This window comes from Agromyces sp. NPDC004153, from assembly GCF_053603635.1.
Map to the genome: position 1 here is coordinate 2,426,087 of NZ_JBSGFY010000001.1, position 19,292 is coordinate 2,445,378.

The following is a 19,292-nucleotide window of genomic DNA, read 5'->3' on the forward strand; positions in this document are numbered from 1 at the left end:
ACGCGCCACCCCGGCCCTCCGCGAACCGCATCGGCTCCTAGAGGTCGCCCTCCGCGGCCACCGCGTCGACCTTCTCCTCGATGATGTCCTCGAGGGGGCGGGTCGTCTGTGCGGGCGCCTTGCTCGCCTGCTCGGCGGCCTCTTCGGCGTCGAGGTCGGTCGCCGCCTGCTCGAACTGCGAGTTGTAGAGGCGCCAGTACGCGCCCTGCTTCGCGATGAGCTGCTCGTGGTCGCCCTGCTCGACGATGTCGCCGTGCTCCATCACGAGGATGAGGTCGGCGTCGCGGATCGTCGAGAGGCGGTGGGCGATCACGAACGAGGTGCGTCCCTGGCGCAGCGCCGCCATGGCGTGCTGCAGCAGCAGCTCGGTGCGGGTGTCGACCGAAGACGTCGCCTCGTCGAGGATCAGCACCGAGGGCTGCGACACGAACGCGCGGGCGATCGTGATGAGCTGCTTCTCGCCCGCCGAGACGTTCGAGGCCTCCTCGTCGAGCACGGTCTCGTACCCGTCGGGCAGCGAGTGCACGAACCGATCGACGTACGTCGCCTTCGCGGCGGCGATGATCTCGTCGTCGGTCGCGGTCTCGCGGCCGTAGCGGATGTTCTCACGGATCGTGCCGGCGAACAGCCACGGGTCCTGCAGCACCATGCCGGTGCGGGCGCGGACGTCGTGCCGGGTGAGCTCGGCGATGTCCTGCCCGTCGAGCAGGATTCGGCCGCCGTCGAGCTCGTAGAACCGCATGATGAGGTTCACGAGCGTCGTCTTGCCTGCCCCCGTCGGTCCGACGATCGCGACCGTCTGCCCGGGCTCGACGCGGAACGACAGGTCGCTGATGAGCGGACGGTCGGGCGTGTACGAGAACGAGACGTTCTGGAACTCGATCGTGCCGTCGCCCTCGACCGGCGCGGGCGCGTCGGCGGCGTCGGGGTCCTGCTCGTCGGCGTCGAGCAGCTCGAAGACGCGCTCGGCCGACGCGGTGCCCGACTGGACGACCGCGGCCATGCCGCCGAGCTGCGACAGCGGCTGCGTGAACTGCTGCGAGTACTGGATGAACGCCTGCACGTCGCCGAGTCGGAGCTGCCCGCTCGCGACCATGAGGCCGCCGAGCACCGCGATGCCCACGTACGTCAGGTTCCCGACGAACATCATGCCGGGCATGATGATGCCGGAGAGGAACTGCGCCTTGAAGGAGGCCTCGTAGAGCTCCTCGTTCTCATCGCGGAACTTCTGGCTCGAGTCCTGCTCGCGGCCGAAGACCTTGACGAGGGCGTGGCCCGAGAAGGACTCCTCGACGCGCGCGTTCAGGCGGCCGACCTTCTTCCACTGGATGCCGAACGCGGCCTGCGACTTCGGCCCGATGACGCCGAAGATCACGCCCATGAGGGGCAGCGCGACGAGGGCGACGAGCGAGAGCTGCCACGAGATCGAGAACATCATGACGATCACGCCGAGCACGGTGAGCACGCTCGTGAGCGCGCTCGACAACGACTGCTGCATCGTCTGCGTGATGTTGTCGATGTCGTTCGTGACACGCGAGATCAGCTCGCCGCGCTGCATCCGGTCGAAGTAGCTGAGCGGCAGGCGGTTGACCTTGGACTCGACGTCTTCACGGAGGCGGAACATGGCCTTCACCATGATCACGTTGATGACGTAGCCCTGGATCCACGAGAGCACCGACGCCACGATGTAGAGCATCAGCACCACGACGATCACCTGGCTGAGGCGCACGAAGTCGATGCCCTCGCCGGGGGTCAGCGTCGCCGCGCCGACGATGTTCGCGAGGTCGTCCTGCCCGGTGGCGCGGAGTTGCTCGACGACCTGCTCCTGCGTCACGCCCGAGGGGAGCTGCAGGGAGATGAAGCCCTCGAAGATGATGTTCGTCGCCTCGGCGAGCACCTTCGGTGCGATGACCGTGAGCACGACGCCGATGGCGCCGAGCAGCGAGACGAACGCGAACGACCACTTCCACGGCGCGAGCAGGCCGAGCATCCGCCGGAAGCTCTTGCCGAAGTCCTGCGCCTTGCCGGGCTTCACGCTGTCCCAGTCGCCGGAGTTGAGGCGGGCCTGCTCGGCGAGCTCGGCCTCCATCCGCTCCTCTTCGGTCAGCTCGGGCTCGACCACGGGTGCGCCGCGGCGGCCACGGCCGCGTCCGCGGCCCTCGTTCTGCATGTCCGCGCTCATGCCCGTGCTCCCGCCGCCAGCTGCGACTCGACGATCTGGCGATACGTCTCGCAGGTCTCGAGCAGCTCTTCGTGCGTGCCGATGCCCACCATGCCGCCGTCGTCGAGCACGACGATCCGGTCGGCGTCGGTGATCGTCGACACGCGCTGGGCGACGACGATCTTGGTCACGTTGGGCAACTCGCGCCACAACGCCTGCCGCAGCCTCGCGTCGGTGGTGAGGTCGAGCGCCGAGAACGAGTCGTCGAAGACGAGGATGTCGGGCTCGTGCACGATCGCCCGCGCGATGGCGAGGCGCTGGCGCTGTCCGCCGGAGACGTTCGTGCCGCCCTGGGAGATGCGCCCGTCGAGGCCGCCCTCCTTCTCGGCGACGAAGTCGCTGCCCTGGGCGATGGCGAGGGCCTCCCAGAGCTCGGCGTCCGTGGCATCCTCACGACCGAACCGCAGGTTCGAGGCGATCGTGCCGGCGAACAGGAACGGACGCTGCGGCACGAGGCCGATCGTCTTCCAGAGCCGGTCGAGGTCTGCGTCGCGCACGTCGACGCCGTTCACGAGCACGGAGCCGCCGGTCACGTCGAAGAGCCGGGGGATGAGCGACACGAGCGTCGTCTTGCCGGCACCCGTCGAGCCGACGATGGCGACGGTCTCTCCGCGGTTCGCGCGGAACGAGATGCCCTCGAGCACGGGGTGCTCGGCGCCCGGGTACTGGAACGCGACGTCGCGGAACTCGATCGTGCCGACCTCGGGGAAGGCCGAGACCGGGTTCTCGGGACGCGCGAGCGTCGACTGGTTGTCGAGCACCTCGCCGATGCGCTCGGCCGAGACCGCGGCGCGCGGGATCATGATCGTCATGAAGGCGGCCATGAGCACGCCGCCGAGGATGATGCCGACGTACTGCATGAAGGCGAAGAGCGTGCCGATCAGCACGTCGCCCTCGTCCACCTCGATCGCGCCGAACCAGAGCACGGCGACGACGGTCACGTTGAGCACGAGCATGAAGAGCGGGAAGAGCGTGATGAACAGGGTGCCGACACGGCGACCGACGTCCATGATGTCGGTGTTCGCCCCGCGGAAGCGCTGCTCCTCGATGCGCTCGCGCACGAACGCGCGCACGACGCGGATGCCCGTGAGCTGCTCGCGCAGGATGCGGTTCACGTTGTCGAGCTTCTTCTGGTACGTGCGGAACAGCGGCACCATGCGGGTGATCACGACGGCCGCGACGACCAGGATGATGAGCACCGAGGTCCAGATGAGCCAGCTCAGCCCGACGTCTTGACGCAGGGCCATGACGATGCCGCCGATGGCGAGCAGGGGCGCCTGCACGAGCATGGTCGCGCCCATCATGGCGAGCATCTGCACCTGCTGCACGTCGTTCGTGTTGCGCGTGATGAGCGAGCCCGGGCCGAACTGCGACACCTCGCGCTCGGAGAACCCGCTCACCTTGTCGAAGACGTCGTTGCGGATGTCGCGGCCGAGCTTCATCGCCGCCTTCGCCGCGAAGTAGGTCGCGATGATGGCCGCCGTGATCTGGGCGAGCGAGATCGCCAGCATGAACGCGCCGGTCGACCAGATGTACTCGGTGTCGCCCTTGCTCACCCCCTCGTCGATGATGTCGGCGTTGAGGCTGGGCAGGTAGAGCGACGCGAGCGCCGACACGAACTGGAACACCAGCACGCCGAGCAGGAGCCACCCGTATGGTCTGAGGTAGCGGATCAAGAGTTTGCCGAGCATGGTTCTCCGGGAAGGGCGGGGTGGATGGCGGGAGCGTGAGGGACCCGCGGGGACGCGACGCCGAACCCCCGATCGGCATCGCACCCGCTAGTCTGCATCGAACCCCTACCCTCCGACATCATCCGTCCGGCGGATATCGCTGAGAGCGCAATCATGCGCGTGATCGGGGCTCACAGCACGGGACTCGGCGCCATCCGATAGGCGGTCAGCGAGGCGATCGCGAGCCACGCCCAGCCGGTCACGACGGCGAGCCAGAGCAGTCCCACACCGGCGGGCACCATGGCGAGCGCCGCACCGCCGAGGAAGCCGAGCACGACGACGGCGGCCGCGACGTACGACGTGATCGCGACGCCGCGCCGGCGCTCGCGACGGAACCAGCCGCCGACGACCACGGCCGCCGCGGCGAGGCTCACGAACCCGATCGCGCCCGCCACGAGGTGCAGCAGGCCGCTCACCGACGCCGTCGTGGCATCCGTGCCCCCGGGCGGGAAGCCGCCCATCGGGTCGGGCGGGAAGAGCGCCGCGCCGAAGAGGCTCACACCGTAGAGGCCGAGCAGGATGCCGGTCGCGACCCCGCGAGCGCCGGGCAGCAGCCGCGCGAAGCCCACGGCCGCGGCGAGCACCATGAGCCCGCTGAGCACGAGGTTCAACGCCTGGATCCAGCCGAGCGGCCCGAGCAGCAGCAGGCTCAGGGCGTGCCGCGAGAGGTCGAAGCCCGGCACGAGCAGCGCCTGCGCGAGGCCGACCACGAGGTAGAAGGGTCCGGCGACGACGCCCCAGCCGAGGAGCGACTTCGTGACGGCGCGGCCGCGATCGAAGGTCGCGCGGGGCGTGGTTCCTGGGACTGCGTTCGACATCGTGCTCACCTGTTCGTCATCTCGTGGGTGTGCCGAGGGCATTATTGCCCTCATGGGTGTAATATTACACCGAGTCATGTAAAAGTAAACGGATGAGTGCAAGAGATTCGGAGCGGGGATGAACAGCGCGACGTCGACGACCGACCGGGCCGACTACGAGGACCCGCGGATCACGCGTTCCCGCGCGCTCATCATGGAGGCCGCCGCCCGCGTGTTCCTGCAGCGCGGCTACCCCGGCACGAGCGTCGACGACATCGCCGCCGAGGCCGGCGTCTCGAAGCGCACCGTCTACAACGTCTTCGACGACAAGGAGCAGCTGTTCCGCGCGATCCTCGACCAGGCGATCACGACGGCCGAGCGGTACTCGCTCGAGTTCGGCGAGACCGCGGCCGAGGCCGACGACGCCGAGACGGCGCTCACGGCGCTCGCGCGCGAGCTCGCGGCATCCGTGCTCAGCGGTCGCGTGGTGCCGCTGCGGCGGCTGCTCATCGGCGAGGCGTCGCGCTTCCCCGAGTTCGCCGCAGAGTACTACGAGCGGGCGCCCGGACGCGTGATGGCCGCCGTCGCGAACGCGCTCCGCGGCTTCGGCGAGCGGGGGCTGCTGCGCGTCGACGATCCCGAGCTCGCCGCCGAGCACTTCGCGTTCCTCGCGATCGGGCCGTCGCTCGACCGCGCGCTCTTCGACCTCGAGAGCGACACGGATGCCGCGACGGCGACCCGCGCGGTCGAGCGCGCCGAGCGCGGCGCCGCCGCGTTCCTCCGCGCCTACGCGGCCGCGGCCTGAGTCGGTCCTGATGCCGGTCGTCGTCTCGGCGCAGAATGGCATCCGGAGGTCGACGATGAGCACGCACGAGGTCCTGAACCAGGCACCGCCCCGCGAGGGGATCGACGAGTTCGCGGCGAACGTGCCGCTCGTCGAGGCCGTCGCGCGCTGGGGGCGCGGGGGGTCGCAGACGGGCGGCGGCTCGCCCGCGCCCGATTCGCCCGACGCCGACGGCATCGACGCGGCATCCGTGCTGCACGACCTCGGACGGCACGTCGGCACGGCCGCCTTCCAGCGCGACGCGGAGCGCGCGAACACCCGCCCGCCGGTGCTGCACACGCACGACCGGTGGGGGAACCGCATCGACGAGGTCGAGTACGACGACGCGTACCACCGCATCATGGCCGCGGCGGTGGGCGCCGGGGCGCACACGTCGGCGTGGGCCGAGCCGGGTCCTGGTGCGAACGTCGAGCGCGCGGCGACGTTCTACCTGCTCGCGCAGGTCGAGCCCGGGCATGCGTGCCCGGTGTCGATGACGCACGCCGCGGTGCCGACGCTCGAGCTCGCGGCATCCGGGCTCGCCGTCGACTGGATGCCGCGGCTGCTGAGCCGGGAGTACGAGCCGGGGCTCGGCGGGACGGGCGTCGTGAAGCGGTCGGCGCTCGTCGGCATGGCGATGACCGAGAAGCAGGGCGGATCCGACGTGCGCGCGAACACGACGCGCGCCGAGCCGACAGGGGCCGACGGGCCGTGGGGCAGCGAGTTCCGGCTGACGGGCCACAAGTGGTTCTGCAGCGCGCCGATGAGCGACGCGTTCCTCGTGCTCGCGCAGGCGCCGGGCGGGCTCAGCTGCTTCCTCGTGCCGCGCGTGCTGCCCGACGGCTCGCGCAACGTGTTCCGCATCCAGCGCCTGAAGGACAAGCTCGGAAACCGGTCGAACGCGTCGAGCGAGATCGAGCTCGACGGCACCGCGGCGTGGCTCGTCGGCGAGGAGGGCCGCGGCGTGGCCACGATCGTGCAGATGGTCACGCGAACGCGCCTCGACTGCGTCATCGGCACGGCGGCGGGGATGCGCCAGGCGGTCGCCGAGGCCGCGTGGCACGTGCGGCACCGTCGCGCGTTCGGCGAGCTCCTCGTCGACCAGCCCGCGATGCAGGCGGTCGTGGCCGACCTCGCGCTCGAGTCCGAGGCCGCGACGGTCACGGCGATGCGGCTGGCGCGCGCCTACGACGACGATACGGATGCCCCGGAGCAGGCGTTCCGGCGCCTCGCCACCGCCGTCTCGAAGTACTGGGTCTGCAAGCGCGGCCCCGGTCATGCCTCCGAAGCCCTCGAGTGCCTCGGCGGCAACGGCTACACGGAGGCGTTCCCGCTCGCGCGGCGCTACCGCGAGCAGCCGCTGCTCGCCATCTGGGAGGGCTCAGGGAACGTCATCGCGCTCGACGTGCTGCGGGTGCTCGCCCGGGAGCCCGAGGCGTTCGACGCCTTCTTCGGCGTGGTCGCCGACGCGACCGGGGAGTATCCCGCGCTCGACCTGGAGGTCGCCGAGGCGCAGGCGGTCGTGCTCGAGGTGTCGCGGGATCCCGCGAGTGGCGCCGTGCGCGCCCGGGAACTCACCGAGCGGCTCGCGCTCGTGCTGCAGGCGTCGTTGCTGGCGCAGCATGCGCCGGCCGCCGTCGCCGACGCGTTCGTGCGCTCGCGCATCGAGGGCGACGGCGGCACCATGTACGGCGCGCTGCCGCCCGGCCTCGACACGGCCGCGATCCTCGCGCGGGCGTAGGTCGCGAGCCTGCGCGGGCGCTCGCTCGCCTCAGCTCCGGATCGGCACGTACCGCGCGACCGTCACGCCCTTCGGCGTCGTCGTGCTGTGCGTGAGCTCCATCGGCTGGTGCGTCGAGCCGAACAGCTTCGTGCCGGTGCCCAGCACGAGCGGGTGGATCACGAGCACGTACTCGTCGATCAGGTGCGCCGCCGCGAGCGACCGCACGACCATTCCGCTGCCGAGGATCGAGAGGTCGGGTCCGTCGCCGTGCTTGAGCGTGGCCACCGTCTTGATCGCGTCGCCGGCGAGGAGCGTCGAGTTCTCCCACTCGAGCCGGGTCGCGGCGTTCCGCGACACCACGAACTTCTCGACGCGGTTCAGGTACTCGGTGAACGGGTTGCCGTCGGCCTGGTGCGGCCAGAACGCCGCCATGCTGCGGTACGTGCGGTGCCCGAACAGCATCGCGCCGTCGGCGCCCATGCCGACGGCCATCTCGGCCGCCAGCGCGTCGTCGCTCCCGGCGACGGCCCAGCCGCCGTACGGGAACTCGCCGCGGGTGTCCTCCTCACGCGACGCCGGCGCCTGCATGACGCCGTCGAGGGAGATGTTCTCGGTCACGGTGATCCTGCGCATGCGGCCCATCCTCCGCCCGGATGCCGCGCGCCGCCAGTGCGGGGTCAGCCCGCGAGCAGCCGCTCGAGCGCCGCGAGCGCCGGGCGCTGGCCCTTCACGAGGCGATCGAGGGCCTCGGCGGGGGTGAACCAGGCCGCAGCATCCAGCTCGGGGAACGACTGGCGCCGGCCCGACCGCGGCGGCCACTCGATCTCGAACAGGTTGCTCCGCACGTCGTCGGCGTCGAAGTCGGACTCGCCCGCGAACACGTGCACCACCTTGCCCGAGGAGTAGCGGAACGCGCCGAGCTCCCGGTACTCGACGTCGGGCGCGGGCCGGCCCACCTCCTCGGCGAACTCGCGCAGTGCGGCGGCAAGCGGCGTCTCGTCGGTGAAGGTGCCCTTCGGGATCGACCAGGCCGACGCATCCTTGCCGCGCCAGAACGGCCCGCCCATGTGCCCGAGGAACACCTCGAGCCCCGGCTGCCGCCGGTAGAGCAGGATGCCCGCGCTGGTCTCCGCCATGCGGACACGCTACCGCCAGAGGAACGGCGGATGCCCCGCCGGCGCCTCGTCCGCCGCGACGAGCCGCGCGAGCCGCACCGCCCCGTCGAGCGGCGTCCCCGCTGCCGCGACGAGCGACGCCGACGGCGCGAGCCGCCCGAACTCGGCCGCGAACGACTCCACGAACGCGCCGCCCGCCGCGAACACCCCGCCCGTCCCGGCCGCGAGCGGCGGCACCTCGGGGTCGAGCGCAGCGGCGAGCGTGGCCGCGACCTCGGTGCCGGCCCGCCGCATGATGCCGGATGCCACGGCGTCGCCGGATGCCGCGAGCCCCGCGACGTCCGCCGCGAACCCGGCGAGCAGGCCCGCACGGTCGGGCCGCGTGAGCAGCTGCCCGGGCCACGACGGCGCCGCGCCGAATCGCGCCACGGCCGCGTCGAGGAGCGCCGCGGCATCCGTCGTCACGCCGTCGTGCGTGCGGATCGCCGCCTTGAGCGCCTCGATGCCGATCCACGCGCCGGAGCCGCGGTCGTCGAACAGGTGGCCCCAGCCGCCGACGCGCTTCCAGCGGTCGCGCAGGTCGGTGCCGATCGCGATCGCGCCCGTGCCCACGGCGACGACCGCGCCGCCGCGTCCGCCGAGGGCGCCGAGGTGCGCGGTGACCGCGTCGATCGCCAGGGCCACGGGAGCGCCCGCGGCACGGGCGAGCCGGGCGGCCGCTTCGTCGGGGGAGCCGACGAGGGAGGCGAGGCCGGTGGCGCCGACGCCGACGCCCGCGAGCGCGGCATCCGGCCAGGCATCGCGCACGTCGGCGATGAGCGCGACGGCGACGTCGACGACGCTCGAGCCGGCGGATGCCACGGCGACCCGGCCGCCCTCGAGCACGCGCCGTTCGGCGCCCACGGGTGCGCCGGCCGCGCCGGGCCCCCCGAGCGGCTCGAGCGCGGCGCGCGATCCCGTGCCGCCGACGTCGATGCCGAGCACCCAGCTGGCGGCGCCGGACTCGCCGGACTCCCAGCCGCCCGATGCGACACTCTTCACGGCCCGAGCCTACGGCCGGGGCATCCGACGCGCCCTCGTGAGGTCGCAGGGTTCCGGAAGATCACGATTTCGGAAAAAACTTGCAAACATGACATCGCTCACGAATACTACTTCCCAGTGTCACATTCCGGGCGCGCGTCGCGCCATCGAGATTTCCAATGAAGGAGGCATCCATGAAGAAGCGCTTGCTGCCCGTCGCCGCGCTCGCCACGGCCGCGTTCGGGCTCACCGCGTGTGCGGGCGGGTCGAACAGTGGAGACGGCGGTGACGTCAGCGCCGAGGGCGAGACCCTCACCGTCTGGATCATGGAGGGCACGAACCCCGATTCCGACGCGTTCTTCGACGAGGTGGGCGAGGCGTTCACCGAGGCGACCGGTGCGGAGCTCGACGTCGAGTTCGTGCAGTGGGCCGACGCCCACGACCGGTTCGTGACGTCGATCGCCGGCGGCACGACCCCCGACGTCGCCGAGACCGGCACCACGTGGACCGCGGAGTTCGCCGACGCCGGCGCGCTCGCGCCCATCGGCGACTACGTCGACGACGAGGGCCTGGGCGACGACCTCGTCGAGGGCCTCGTGACCTCGGGCACCTACGACGACGAGCTCTACGGCATGCCCTGGTACGCCGGCGTGCGGTCGCTCGTGTACCGCTCCGACATCTTCGAGGAGCTCGGCCTCGAGGCGCCGACCAGCTGGGACGAGATCGTCGCGGCGGGCGAGGCCATCAAGGCCGCGCACCCCGAGATGATGGCGTTCGCGGTTCCGGGCGACGCCGAGTTCGGCGTGTACCCGTGGGTCTGGGGCGCCGGTGGCGAGGTCTCCGTCCAGGACGGCGACGAGTGGGTCTCGGGCCTCGACAGCGCTGAGTCGCAGGAGGGCATCCAGTTCTACACCGACCTCGCGCTGAAGCACGGCTTCTCCTCGGCCGGTGCCACGACGTGGAAGGAGACGGACGTCCTCGACAACTTCTCGCAGGGCAACGTCGCCATGGCGCTCATGGGCTCGTGGACGCCCGCCGCGATCGTCGAGAAGAACGCGGAGCTCGAGGGCAAGTTCGCCGCCACGCCGATCCCCGGCAAGGACGGCGGCATCGCGCCCTCGGTCCTGGGCGGCTCGCACCTGAGCATGTTCAACACCGCGAAGAACCCCGAGCTCGCGTGGGAGTTCATCAAGCTCATGACCACGGGCGAGTTCGCCGAGCAGTGGGGCGAGCAATCGGGCTACTTCCCGGGCCAGCAGTCGCTCCTCGCCGAGACCATGGAGTCGGACGACCCGCTGGTCGCGCCGTTCGCCACGCAGCTCGTCGACGGCGGCGGCACCGTGCCGGTGACGCCGAAGTTCGGCGCCGTGCAGGCGAAGAAGACCACGAACACCGCCATCCAGGCGATCCTCTCCGGGCAGAAGACGGTCGAGCAGGCCACGTCCGACGCCGCAGCGGAGATGAACGAGATCATGAACGGCAACTGAGTCCGTGACCTCGACGATCCAGGTACCGACGTCCGCGCGGGGGGCCGAGTCCCCCCGCGCGGGCGGCGGCCCCGTGCACCGCAAGAACCCGATCACGCGGCTGCGGCCGTGGCTGCTGCTGGCGCCCGCCCTCGCGGTGCTCGCCGTGCTGCTGCTCTGGCCGCTCGTGCGCGTGTTCCTCTTCTCCCTGCAGGACTACGGCCTGCGCGAGATCGTCTCGGGCGAGCCGAACTGGATCGGCATCGACAACTACCTCGAGGTCTTCACCGACCCCACCCTCTGGACCGTCGTCCTCCCCAACACCGTGGGCTTCGCGGTCCTCGCCGTCGCGGGCACCGTCGCCCTCGGCACGGCCGTCGCCGTGCTCATGGCCTCGCTCGGCCCCTTCTGGCGCACCGTCGTCGGCAGCGCCATCATGATCGCCTGGGCCATGCCCGCGGTCACCGGCACCTACGTCTGGGTCTGGATCTTCGACGCCGACCGCGGCATCTTCAACGAGACCCTCCAGGCGCTCGGGCTCCAGGACGAGCCCGTCAACTGGTTCACCAACCGGTACACCTTCTACGCCATCGTGCTGCTCAACGTCGTGCACCACGGCTTCCCGTTCGTCGCGATCACGATCCTCGCCGGCCTGCTCGGCGTGCCGAAGGAGATGCTCGAGGCCGCCGAGATGGACGGCGCCGGCCCGTGGCGCCGGTTCTGGCGCATCATCGTGCCGAACCTCAAGCAGGTCTTCGCGGTCGTCATCATCCTGTCGACCATCTGGGACTTCAAGGTCTTCGCGCAGGTCTACCTCATGCCCGGCGGCTCGGGCTCGAACCGAGAGGCGCTGAACCTCGGCGTGTGGTCGTACGTCGAGTCGTTCGGCCAGAACCGCTACGGCTTCGGCTCCGCCATCGCGGTGCTGCTCACCCTCGTGCTCCTCGCGATCACCGTCGTGTACGTGCGCACCATGCTGAAGGAGGAGGAGCTGTGAGCACCGTGACGCCGGCCCCCACGACCGCGCCCGCGGCATCCGCTGCCGTCGACGGCCCCGCCGACGAGACCCGCCGCATCGCGCGCAGCCGCCGCACCGGCCGCAAGACCCGCGCCGCCGCGCTGAAGGCCGTGCTCGTCGTGCTGCTGCTCGCGTTCACGCTGTTCCCCGCCTTCTGGATGCTCTCGAGCGCCTTCGACGCGAAGGCCGGCACCGGCGGCCAGACGCTCCTCCCGCGCGAGTTCACGCTCGACAACTTCGCCTACGTGCTCACCGAGGGCGGGTTCGACGTGTTCCTGCGCAACTCGGCGATCGTCGCGCTCGTCACCGTGCTGGCGAGCGCCGTGCTGGCGCTGCTCGCCTCGGTCGCGGTCGCCAGGTTCCGATTCCGGTCGCGCACGGCGATCCTGCTCATGATCCTCATCGTGCAGATGGTGCCGCTCGAGGCGCTCGTCATCCCGCTGTTCGTGCAGGTGCGCGACCTCGGCATGCTCAACACGCTGCTCGGGCTCATGGTCGTCTACGTCGCGCTCTCGCTGCCGTTCGGCATCTGGATGCTGCGCGGATTCGTCGCGGCCGTGCCGGTGGAGCTCGAGGAGGCCGCCTACATCGACGGCGCGAGCTGGGGGCGGATGTTCCGCTCCGTGCTCCTCCCCCTCGTGATGCCGGGCCTCGTCGCGACGTCGGTGTTCTCGTTCATCACCGCGTGGAACGAGTTCATCTTCGCCATGACGCTGCTCGGCGGGGCATCCGAGAACTACACCGTGGCCATCGGCCTGAAGCAGTTCTTCGGCGAGCACACCAACGAGTGGGGCTACATCATGGCCGCCTCGACGATCATCACGATCCCCGTCATGATCTTCTTCGTCATCGTGCAGCGCCGCCTGTCGGCCGGACTCGTGGCGGGTGCGGTCAAGGGATGAGCGCCATGCACGACCCTGCGCTGCGACGGCTCGTGGGCGCGGTGCTCTGGCCCGGGTACCTCGGGCGCGAGCTGCCCGACTGGCTGCGCCGCGAGCTCGCCGACGGCGGCCTCGCGGGGGCGGTGCTGTTCTCGCACAACCTCGCGATGCATCAGGGTCTCGATACGTCTGCTTCTCGGCCTCCTCGACCACCGGTCTCCGCCTTCCGCGACCTCCGCGACGACCTCCTCGTCGGCATCGACGAGGAGGGCGGCAACGTCACCCGCCTCGAGGCGGCGACGGGCTCCACGCTTCCGGGCGCCGCCCAGCTGGGCTTCGTCGATGACACGGATGCCACCGCCGCCACCGGCCGCGCGCTGGCGGAGCGTTCGCTCGCGGCCGGTGCGAACGTGGTGCTCGCCCCCGTCGCCGACGTGAACACCGACCCGCGCAACCCGGTGATCGGCGTGCGCGCGTTCGGCGACTCGCCCGAGCTCGTGTCGAGACACGTCGCCGCGGCCGTGCGCGGCATCCAGTCGGCGGGTGCCGCTGCCTGCGTGAAGCACTTCCCGGGCCACGGCGACACGCACGTCGACTCGCACCACGCGCTGCCGACGCTCACGATCGACGTCGACGAGATCGAGCGGATGCACCTCCCGCCGTTCCGCGCCGCGATCGAGGCCGGCGTCGCCGCCGTCATGACCGGGCACCTCGTCGTGCCCCAGTGGGGCGACGCGCCCGCGACGCTGAATCCGTCGGTGCTTTCGCGTCTGCGCGCGATGGGCTTCGAGGGCGTCATCGTGACGGACGCGCTCGACATGGCGGCCGTCCGCGCGACCGTCGGCGCGGGGCCAGGCGCCGTGCAGGCGCTCCTCGCCGGGGCCGACCTGCTCTGCATCGGCAACCCGCGCAACCCGGGCTCCGCCGCGGCGCCCGACCAGGACGAACAGGACTTCCGCGAGGTGCAGGCCGCGATCCTCGCCGCGCTCGACGATGGCACCCTACCCGTCGTCGCGCTCGAACGCGCGGCGGATCGGGTGCGGAAGCTCGGTGCCGCGCTCGCCGGTGGGGGATTCTCCGGCGGGCGCACCGAGGCGCCGGGAACGACGGATGCCGCGAACTGGGGAGTCGACGCGGCATCCGTCGCCCGGTTCGCCATGACGGTGGACGGACCCGTCGCGCCGGCGCCCGCACCCCGGACCGTGCTCGATGTGCGCGGTCGCGCGACCATCGCGGTCGACGGCGATGCCGACTACGTGGCCGACGCGCTCGCCGCGGGCGGACGCGTCGTGCGGCTCGACACGAGCGCGGTGCCCGGCGACGACCTGCGCGGCGCGGTCGCCGCGGCCGCCGAGGCGCGGGGCGCGTTCGTCGTGCTCGTCGACGCGGTCGGCGCGCACAGTGCACAGCGCGACGTGATCGAGCAGCTCGGCGCGATCCGCCCGGGCGCGGTCGTCGTGAACGTGGGGATGCCGGGAGCGCGACTCCCGCTCTCCGCCGTGCACACGCGGGCCGCGAGCCGGCTCGCCGCCGCGGCCGCGAGCGCGCTGCTCGCGTCGGGTTCGCGCCTGGAGGCGACCGCATGATCGTGCTGTCCCTGCAGTCGGGCACCTCCGCCGACGGCATCGACGTCGCCGTGGTCGACGTCACGAGGGTCGATGAGGGCTCGCACCTGGCCATGCGCGTCCTCCACGCCGACACCCTCGACTGGGCGCCCGACCTCCGCGCTCGCACACTCGCCGCGACCGCCGGCGAGCCGCTGACGGCCGGCGCCTTCTGCGAGCTCGACACCCGGCTGGGCCAGGCGTTCGCGGATGCCGCGGCCGACGGCTCCCGCGCCGCGGGCGTCGTGCCCGACCTCGTTGTCTCGCACGGCCAGACGATCTTCCACTGGGTGGCCGACGGCCGCGCCCGGGGAACCCTGCAGCTCGGCGAGCCCGCGTGGATCGCCGAGGCCGTCGGCGCTCCCGTGGTCTCCGACCTGCGCGCAGCCGACATCGCCGCCGGCGGTGAGGGCGCCCCGCTCATGGCGGTCTTCGACCGGGCCTGGCTCGGCGCCGAGGCCGCCGCGACCGGGCGCGCGCTCGCGACCGTGAACCTCGGCGGCATCGCGAACGTGCAGGTCGTGCATCCCGACGGCGACGTCGTGGCGTTCGACAGCGGACCCGGCAACGGGCTGATCGACGGCGTCGTGGCACGAGCCACCGACGGCGCGCGGTCCTTCGACGAGGATGGCCGGCTCGCGGCATCCGGACGCGTCGACGAGGCGCTCCTCGTCGAGCTGGGGCGGCATCCGTACTTCGCAGCACCCGTGCCGAAGACCACCGGACGCGAGACCTTCGACCTGCGCGTCGTCGACCGCGCCGTGGCGGCGGTCGGAGCATCCGTCGTCGTGGCATCGGGCGGCGCGGCACCCGCGAACGAGCCTGCGCTCGAGGACCTCGTCGCGACGCTCACCGAGCTGACCGCGCGCTCCGTGGTGGACGCGATCCCCGGCTACCCGGCCGTGCTCATCGCCTCGGGCGGCGGGGCGCGCAACCCCGTGCTGCTCGGCCGCATCGCGGCGCTGGCCGCCGAGCGCGGCATCGTCGTCGAGTCGAGCGAGGCGCGCGGGATCGACCCGTCGTTCAAGGAGTCGCTCATGTTCGCCCTGCTCGGCTACCTCGGTTGGCACGGCGTCCCGGCGCGACTGTCGTCGGGCGGTTCGGGGGAGCCACGCGTCGCCGGCCGGTTCACGAGCGGTCGGATGCCGCTCCGCCTGCCGCCGCCGCTCGCCGGCGTCGCATCCGTCACCATCACCAGCACCGACCACGGGGGAGCACCGCGATGAACCACACCGTCCCGGCCGAGGACCATCGCGCGTTGCGCGAGCTCCTCGGCGAGCTCGCCACCGAGGGCGTGAACGACGCGCACGGCGAGTTCGACCTGCTCGCGACCGAGGCGCAGCTCGCCGCGATGCAGGCGGAGAGCGCGCAGGCGGTCGCTGCGGTGACGGATGCCGCGCCGCAGGTCGCCGCGGCGATCGATGCGATCGTGCCCCGGCTTCGCGCCGGCGGGCGACTGATCTACCTTGGCGCCGGCACCGCCGGGCGCATGGGGGTGCTCGACGCGAGCGAGATCCCGCCGACGTTCGGCACCGACCCGTCGCTCGTCGTGGGTGTCATCGCGGGCGGAGAGGTCGCGCTGCGCTCCGCCGTCGAGGACGCCGAGGATGACGCCGACCGCGGCGCCGCCGACCTCGAGGCGATCGGGCTCACCCCCGCCGACGCGGTCGTCGGCATCTCGGCATCGGGGCGCACGCCCTACGTCGTCGGCGCGCTCGAGCACGCCCGAGCGCTCGGCGCGCTCACGGTCGGGCTCTCGTGCAACGCCGGGAGCCGGATCGGCGAGGTCGCCGACCTCGCGATCGAGACGGTCGTCGGACCCGAGATCGTCGCCGGGTCGACCCGCCTCAAGGGCGGCACCGCGCAGAAGCTCGTGCTCAACGCGATCTCGACGATCGCGATGGTACGGCTCGGCAAGGTCCACGGGAACCTCATGGTCGACGTGCAGGCGACCAATGCGAAGCTGCGCGCCCGTGCGGAGCGCATCGTCATGCTCGCGACGGGCGTCGATGCGGCGGCGGCATCCGAGGCCCTCGAATCGGTGGGCGGATCGGTGAAGGCGGCCATCCTCGTGACCATTACTGGGGTGTCACCCGATGACGCACTCGCGCGCCTCTCGACGCACGATGGGGTGTTGCGCGATGCTCTGACTGAGGTTCGCGCGGTGCCGCTGCCCGTGATCCGACCAGAGGAGACCGATGTCCGTTGACGTGCTCCAGAGCGTGCGGCAGTCCCTGCCGCGCCTGAGCTCGTCGGAGGCCCGCGTCGCGGAGGCGATCATCGCCGACCCCTCGATCGTCGTCGACCTCACGATCACCGACCTGGCGAAGCGGTGCGGCACGTCGCTCTCGACGGTCGCGCGGTTCTGCCAGACCCTCGGCTACAGCGGCTACCGCGAGTTCCGCATGGAGGTCGCGAGCGCCATTAGCCGCGAGGCTGCCGAACGCGACCGGTTCGGGCTCGCCGACTCCGACATCGGCCCCGACGACCCCGCCGCCGACGTGGTCGCCAAGATCGCGTTCCACGAGGTGCTCGCGATCGAGCAGACCGTGCAGGCGCTCGACATCGCGGAGCTCGACCGCGTCGTCGACGCGATCGCCGGCGCCGCGCACGTCGACCTCTACGGATTCGGCGCGAGCGGCCTCACCGCGCAGGACCTGCAGCAGAAGCTCGCGCGCATCGGCATCTCGGCGTTCTGCTCGGTCGACGTGCACCTCGCGCTCGTCTCGGCCGCGCTGCGCAAGCCCGGCGACGTCGCGATCGGCATCTCGCACTCGGGGCTCACGACCGAGACGGTCCACGCGCTGAGCGTCGCCCGGGATGCCGGTGCGACCACGGTCGCGCTCACGAACTCGCCCGAATCGCCCGTCACCGAGGTCGCCGACATGGTGCTGACGACCCAGGCGCGTGAGTCCACGTATCGCATGGGCGCCATGTCGAGCCGCATCGCGCAGCTCGCCGTCGTCGACTTCGTGTTCGTGCGCGTCGCCCAGCGACGGCACGAGGACGTGGCGGCGCCGCTGCGCCGGACCTACGAGGTGACCGCGAGCCACAAGGTGAGCTCGCGGAAGCGGCGCGAGCAGGGGTAGGGGTCTCCCGGACGATCGGCTCGATTGTGGCCGACCCGCGCGTGTACCCCAGGGGTTGTCGCCCTCCCGTGCGTACCGTGGGCGCCATGACGAACCAGGTGCAGATGACGGTCGCGCACGACGTGCTCGACGAGCCGTGCCCCCGCTGCGAGTCGACCGCCGTGCGAGCGGTCGTGTACACCCGCGCGGTCGACGTCGTCATCGACGCGGATGCCGCCGCCGACCCGTTCGCCGCAGACGGGCCCCTGTTCGACTGCCGCGAGTGCGGCTTCGAGTGGGGCGAGCTCGTCCGCGACCTCATGCGTTAGGCGGAGGCCCGGCGGAAACGGTCGGTCGGGCTGACGTGCGCGCCTGTGGATAACCCGGCGAGACGGGCGGCCGGGCTCACCTAGGCTCGACGCCATGCCGATCCCCCGCCGCCGCCGAGCCGTGCGACGGGCCGCTTCGGTCGTCGCGGCGACGGGCCTCGCGCTCGTGCTCGCCGGATGCGTCGGCGGGCCCACGCCGACGCCGACACCCACGACCGCTAAGACGCCCACGCCGATCTTCGCGTCGGACGAGGAGGCGCTCGCGGCGGCCGAAGCTGCGTACGCGAAGTACAACGCCGCGTCGGCTGTCGTTACGGCGGACGGAGGGACGAATCCCCAGCGTGTGGACGAAACGGTTACGTCGGAGTACGCCGAGACACTTCACGAAGAGTTCGCGGCACTTGCGGACGCGGGCCTTCGCATGACTGGCGAAACCACCTTTTATGAGGCGGCGCTTGCGGAGAATGCGGTGGATGGAGAAGGCGCAAGGGTCACGATCTACCTTTGCCGTGATGTGAGTGCCGTGAGGGTTGTTGCGTCGGACGGTAGCGACGTAACCCCCGCAGATCGTGACGCATCCGCTCCGACTCAAGTGTTCTTTGTGTCGACTGCCGAGAATCCCACTGTCCTGCTCGTCGACGGGGTAGATCGTTGGACTGGCGAAGATTTCTGTTGATACCGAGCGCGCTAGCGCTGACGGCGGCAATGGCAATTGCGTCGCCGGCGAAGGCGGATGGTGGTAGCGGCTGCTCTGACGCGCTGGCGGGTTTGGGCTGCCCCGATGTTGGAGGCAGCCTCAGCACAGGGGAGGCAATTCTCGAGGCCATTCGGCCAGGCGGTGAGCAAGGCTCCACTGAGGAATCCGAGCAGCCGGTGGGCGCTCCAACTGTTGGCAGCGACACCTCGGAGCCGCCGCAACCCCCGCCCCCACCAGCCAACTGCAGCCCCAACAACCTCACGCTCTGCGCGGGCGACCCGGCCGCGCCGCCGGAGGAGCCCGCGGCGCCGATCGTCGTGACGCTCCGCGACATCGCGTCATTCCGCCCGGCGACGCCCGGCAACGGGATGGAGCCCGGGGGATGGGCGGTGGTCGGGCTGCCGGCGAACTTCGTGGCCGCGGCATCCGTCGAGGTGGTCTCGGGCACCTTGCTCGGGCAGCCCGCCGACGTGCGATTCACCCCGGTCGGCTACCGCTGGAGCCACAGCGACGGCGGGATCGTCGAGTCGGGCAGCCCCGGCGCGACGTGGGACGCCCTCGGGCAGCGCGAGTTCACCCCGACGCCCACGAGCCATGCCTACCCTGCACCGGGTGAGTTCAGGGTGGAGCTGGAGGTCGCACTCCGCGCCGAGTACCGGTTCGCGGGTTCGCCCTGGCGGTCCATCGCGGGCACCCTCGCAGTGACGGGCCCGCCGCAGCGGGTGCTCGTGGGCGAGTTCGACACCGTGCTGACGCGCGGCGACTGCATCGCCGACCCGTCAGGGCCCGGCTGCTGAGTT

18 protein-coding genes are annotated in these 19,292 nt (G+C 71.6%); 12 read left to right on the forward strand and 6 right to left on the reverse strand.

What is annotated here, in order from left to right; genetic code table 11:
• Positions 1-37: 37 nt before the first annotated feature.
• From ACWEOH_RS11370 to ACWEOH_RS11380, 3 genes are all read right to left on the reverse strand, one after another.
• Positions 38-2,182, reverse strand: a complete 2,145-nt coding sequence (locus tag ACWEOH_RS11370; protein WP_452030985.1) for an ABC transporter ATP-binding protein — start codon at positions 2,180-2,182, stop codon at positions 38-40.
• The gene (locus ACWEOH_RS11375) at positions 2,179-3,912 is read right to left on the reverse strand and encodes an ABC transporter ATP-binding protein (RefSeq protein WP_452030987.1); all 1,734 of its coding nucleotides are present in this window, start codon (positions 3,910-3,912) and stop codon (positions 2,179-2,181) included. Before ACWEOH_RS11375 ends, ACWEOH_RS11370 begins: the two co-directional genes overlap by 4 nt.
• 170 nt (positions 3,913-4,082) lie before the next feature.
• Positions 4,083-4,769 carry a DUF998 domain-containing protein gene (locus ACWEOH_RS11380; protein WP_452030989.1) on the reverse strand — a complete coding sequence of 229 codons (687 nt, stop codon included), beginning with the start codon at positions 4,767-4,769 and terminating at the stop codon, positions 4,083-4,085.
• 118 nt (positions 4,770-4,887) lie between these two features.
• Here ACWEOH_RS11380 and ACWEOH_RS11385 point away from each other — a divergent pair, with 118 nt between their 5' ends.
• Both ACWEOH_RS11385 and ACWEOH_RS11390 read left to right on the forward strand, forming a co-directional pair.
• Positions 4,888-5,553 carry a TetR/AcrR family transcriptional regulator gene (locus tag ACWEOH_RS11385; protein WP_452030991.1) on the forward strand — a complete coding sequence of 222 codons (666 nt, stop codon included), beginning with the start codon at positions 4,888-4,890 and terminating at the stop codon, positions 5,551-5,553.
• Positions 5,554-5,608: 55 nt separating this feature from the next.
• Positions 5,609-7,312, forward strand: a complete 1,704-nt coding sequence (locus ACWEOH_RS11390; RefSeq protein ID WP_452030993.1) for an acyl-CoA dehydrogenase family protein — start codon at positions 5,609-5,611, stop codon at positions 7,310-7,312.
• A gap of 30 nt (positions 7,313-7,342) precedes the next feature.
• On the opposite strand, the gene ACWEOH_RS11395 is transcribed toward ACWEOH_RS11390, so the two are convergent.
• The 3 genes from ACWEOH_RS11395 to ACWEOH_RS11405 are packed head-to-tail and all read right to left on the reverse strand — an operon-like array spanning position 7,343 to position 9,450.
• The gene (locus ACWEOH_RS11395) at positions 7,343-7,927 is read right to left on the reverse strand and encodes a dihydrofolate reductase family protein (protein ID WP_452030995.1); all 585 of its coding nucleotides are present in this window, start codon (positions 7,925-7,927) and stop codon (positions 7,343-7,345) included.
• 44 nt (positions 7,928-7,971) lie between these two features.
• Positions 7,972-8,430: an NUDIX domain-containing protein gene (locus tag ACWEOH_RS11400; RefSeq protein ID WP_452030997.1), complete on the reverse strand. Its 459-nt coding sequence runs from the start codon at positions 8,428-8,430 to the stop codon at positions 7,972-7,974.
• A gap of 9 nt (positions 8,431-8,439) precedes the next feature.
• Complete coding sequence (locus ACWEOH_RS11405; protein ID WP_452030999.1) at positions 8,440-9,450, reverse strand: BadF/BadG/BcrA/BcrD ATPase family protein; 1,011 nt, start codon at positions 9,448-9,450, stop codon at positions 8,440-8,442.
• 173 nt (positions 9,451-9,623) lie between these two features.
• On the opposite strand from ACWEOH_RS11405, the gene ACWEOH_RS11410 reads away from it, so the two are divergent.
• From ACWEOH_RS11410 to ACWEOH_RS11455, 10 genes are all read left to right on the forward strand, one after another.
• Positions 9,624-10,916, forward strand: coding sequence for a sugar ABC transporter substrate-binding protein (locus ACWEOH_RS11410; protein ID WP_452031001.1), 1,293 nt, complete (start codon positions 9,624-9,626; stop codon positions 10,914-10,916).
• 4 nt (positions 10,917-10,920) lie between these two features.
• Positions 10,921-11,892, forward strand: coding sequence for a carbohydrate ABC transporter permease (locus ACWEOH_RS11415; RefSeq protein WP_452031003.1), 972 nt, complete (start codon positions 10,921-10,923; stop codon positions 11,890-11,892).
• A gap of 122 nt (positions 11,893-12,014) precedes the next feature.
• Positions 12,015-12,815, forward strand: coding sequence for a carbohydrate ABC transporter permease (locus tag ACWEOH_RS11420; protein WP_452031919.1), 801 nt, complete (start codon positions 12,015-12,017; stop codon positions 12,813-12,815).
• 5 nt (positions 12,816-12,820) lie between these two features.
• Positions 12,821-14,380, forward strand: a complete 1,560-nt coding sequence (locus ACWEOH_RS11425) for a glycoside hydrolase family 3 protein (protein ID WP_452031005.1) — start codon at positions 12,821-12,823, stop codon at positions 14,378-14,380.
• A complete protein-coding gene (locus tag ACWEOH_RS11430) occupies positions 14,377-15,624 on the forward strand; it encodes an anhydro-N-acetylmuramic acid kinase (protein WP_452031007.1) in 1,248 nt (415 codons plus the stop codon). Before ACWEOH_RS11425 ends, ACWEOH_RS11430 begins: the two co-directional genes overlap by 4 nt.
• The gene (gene murQ / locus ACWEOH_RS11435) at positions 15,621-16,607 is read left to right on the forward strand and encodes an N-acetylmuramic acid 6-phosphate etherase (protein WP_452031009.1); all 987 of its coding nucleotides are present in this window, start codon (positions 15,621-15,623) and stop codon (positions 16,605-16,607) included. Before ACWEOH_RS11430 ends, murQ begins: the two co-directional genes overlap by 4 nt.
• Positions 16,597-17,487 carry a MurR/RpiR family transcriptional regulator gene (locus ACWEOH_RS11440; RefSeq protein WP_452031011.1) on the forward strand — a complete coding sequence of 297 codons (891 nt, stop codon included), beginning with the start codon at positions 16,597-16,599 and terminating at the stop codon, positions 17,485-17,487. Before murQ ends, ACWEOH_RS11440 begins: the two co-directional genes overlap by 11 nt.
• Before the next feature lie 86 nt (positions 17,488-17,573).
• A complete protein-coding gene (locus ACWEOH_RS11445) occupies positions 17,574-17,795 on the forward strand; it encodes a hypothetical protein (protein ID WP_352175318.1) in 222 nt (73 codons plus the stop codon).
• Between the two features lie 94 nt (positions 17,796-17,889).
• On the forward strand, positions 17,890-18,471 hold the full coding sequence (locus ACWEOH_RS11450) for a hypothetical protein (RefSeq protein ID WP_452031013.1): 582 nt from the start codon (positions 17,890-17,892) through the stop codon (positions 18,469-18,471).
• Positions 18,472-18,668: 197 nt separating this feature from the next.
• Positions 18,669-19,289: a PKD domain-containing protein gene (locus ACWEOH_RS11455; protein ID WP_452031015.1), complete on the forward strand. Its 621-nt coding sequence runs from the start codon at positions 18,669-18,671 to the stop codon at positions 19,287-19,289.
• Positions 19,290-19,292: the final 3 nt, after the last annotated feature.

Excerpts from the sequence above, each read along its gene's own strand:
- ACWEOH_RS11370 (WP_452030985.1), bottom strand. The coding sequence starts at position 2,182 with ATGAGCGCGGACATGCAGAACGAGGGCCGCGGACGCGGCCGTGGCCGC.
- ACWEOH_RS11375 (WP_452030987.1), bottom strand. The coding sequence starts at position 3,912 with ATGCTCGGCAAACTCTTGATCCGCTACCTCAGACCATACGGGTGGCTC.
- ACWEOH_RS11380 (WP_452030989.1), bottom strand. The coding sequence starts at position 4,769 with ATGTCGAACGCAGTCCCAGGAACCACGCCCCGCGCGACCTTCGATCGC.
- ACWEOH_RS11385 (WP_452030991.1), top strand. The coding sequence starts at position 4,888 with ATGAACAGCGCGACGTCGACGACCGACCGGGCCGACTACGAGGACCCG.
- ACWEOH_RS11390 (WP_452030993.1), top strand. The coding sequence starts at position 5,609 with ATGAGCACGCACGAGGTCCTGAACCAGGCACCGCCCCGCGAGGGGATC.
- ACWEOH_RS11395 (WP_452030995.1), bottom strand. The coding sequence starts at position 7,927 with ATGCGCAGGATCACCGTGACCGAGAACATCTCCCTCGACGGCGTCATG.
- ACWEOH_RS11400 (WP_452030997.1), bottom strand. The coding sequence starts at position 8,430 with ATGGCGGAGACCAGCGCGGGCATCCTGCTCTACCGGCGGCAGCCGGGG.
- ACWEOH_RS11410 (WP_452031001.1), top strand. The coding sequence starts at position 9,624 with ATGAAGAAGCGCTTGCTGCCCGTCGCCGCGCTCGCCACGGCCGCGTTC.
- ACWEOH_RS11425 (WP_452031005.1), top strand. The coding sequence starts at position 12,821 with ATGCACGACCCTGCGCTGCGACGGCTCGTGGGCGCGGTGCTCTGGCCC.
- ACWEOH_RS11430 (WP_452031007.1), top strand. The coding sequence starts at position 14,377 with ATGATCGTGCTGTCCCTGCAGTCGGGCACCTCCGCCGACGGCATCGAC.
- murQ (WP_452031009.1), top strand. The coding sequence starts at position 15,621 with ATGAACCACACCGTCCCGGCCGAGGACCATCGCGCGTTGCGCGAGCTC.
- ACWEOH_RS11440 (WP_452031011.1), top strand. The coding sequence starts at position 16,597 with ATGTCCGTTGACGTGCTCCAGAGCGTGCGGCAGTCCCTGCCGCGCCTG.
- ACWEOH_RS11445 (WP_352175318.1), top strand. The coding sequence starts at position 17,574 with ATGACGAACCAGGTGCAGATGACGGTCGCGCACGACGTGCTCGACGAG.
- ACWEOH_RS11450 (WP_452031013.1), top strand. The coding sequence starts at position 17,890 with ATGCCGATCCCCCGCCGCCGCCGAGCCGTGCGACGGGCCGCTTCGGTC.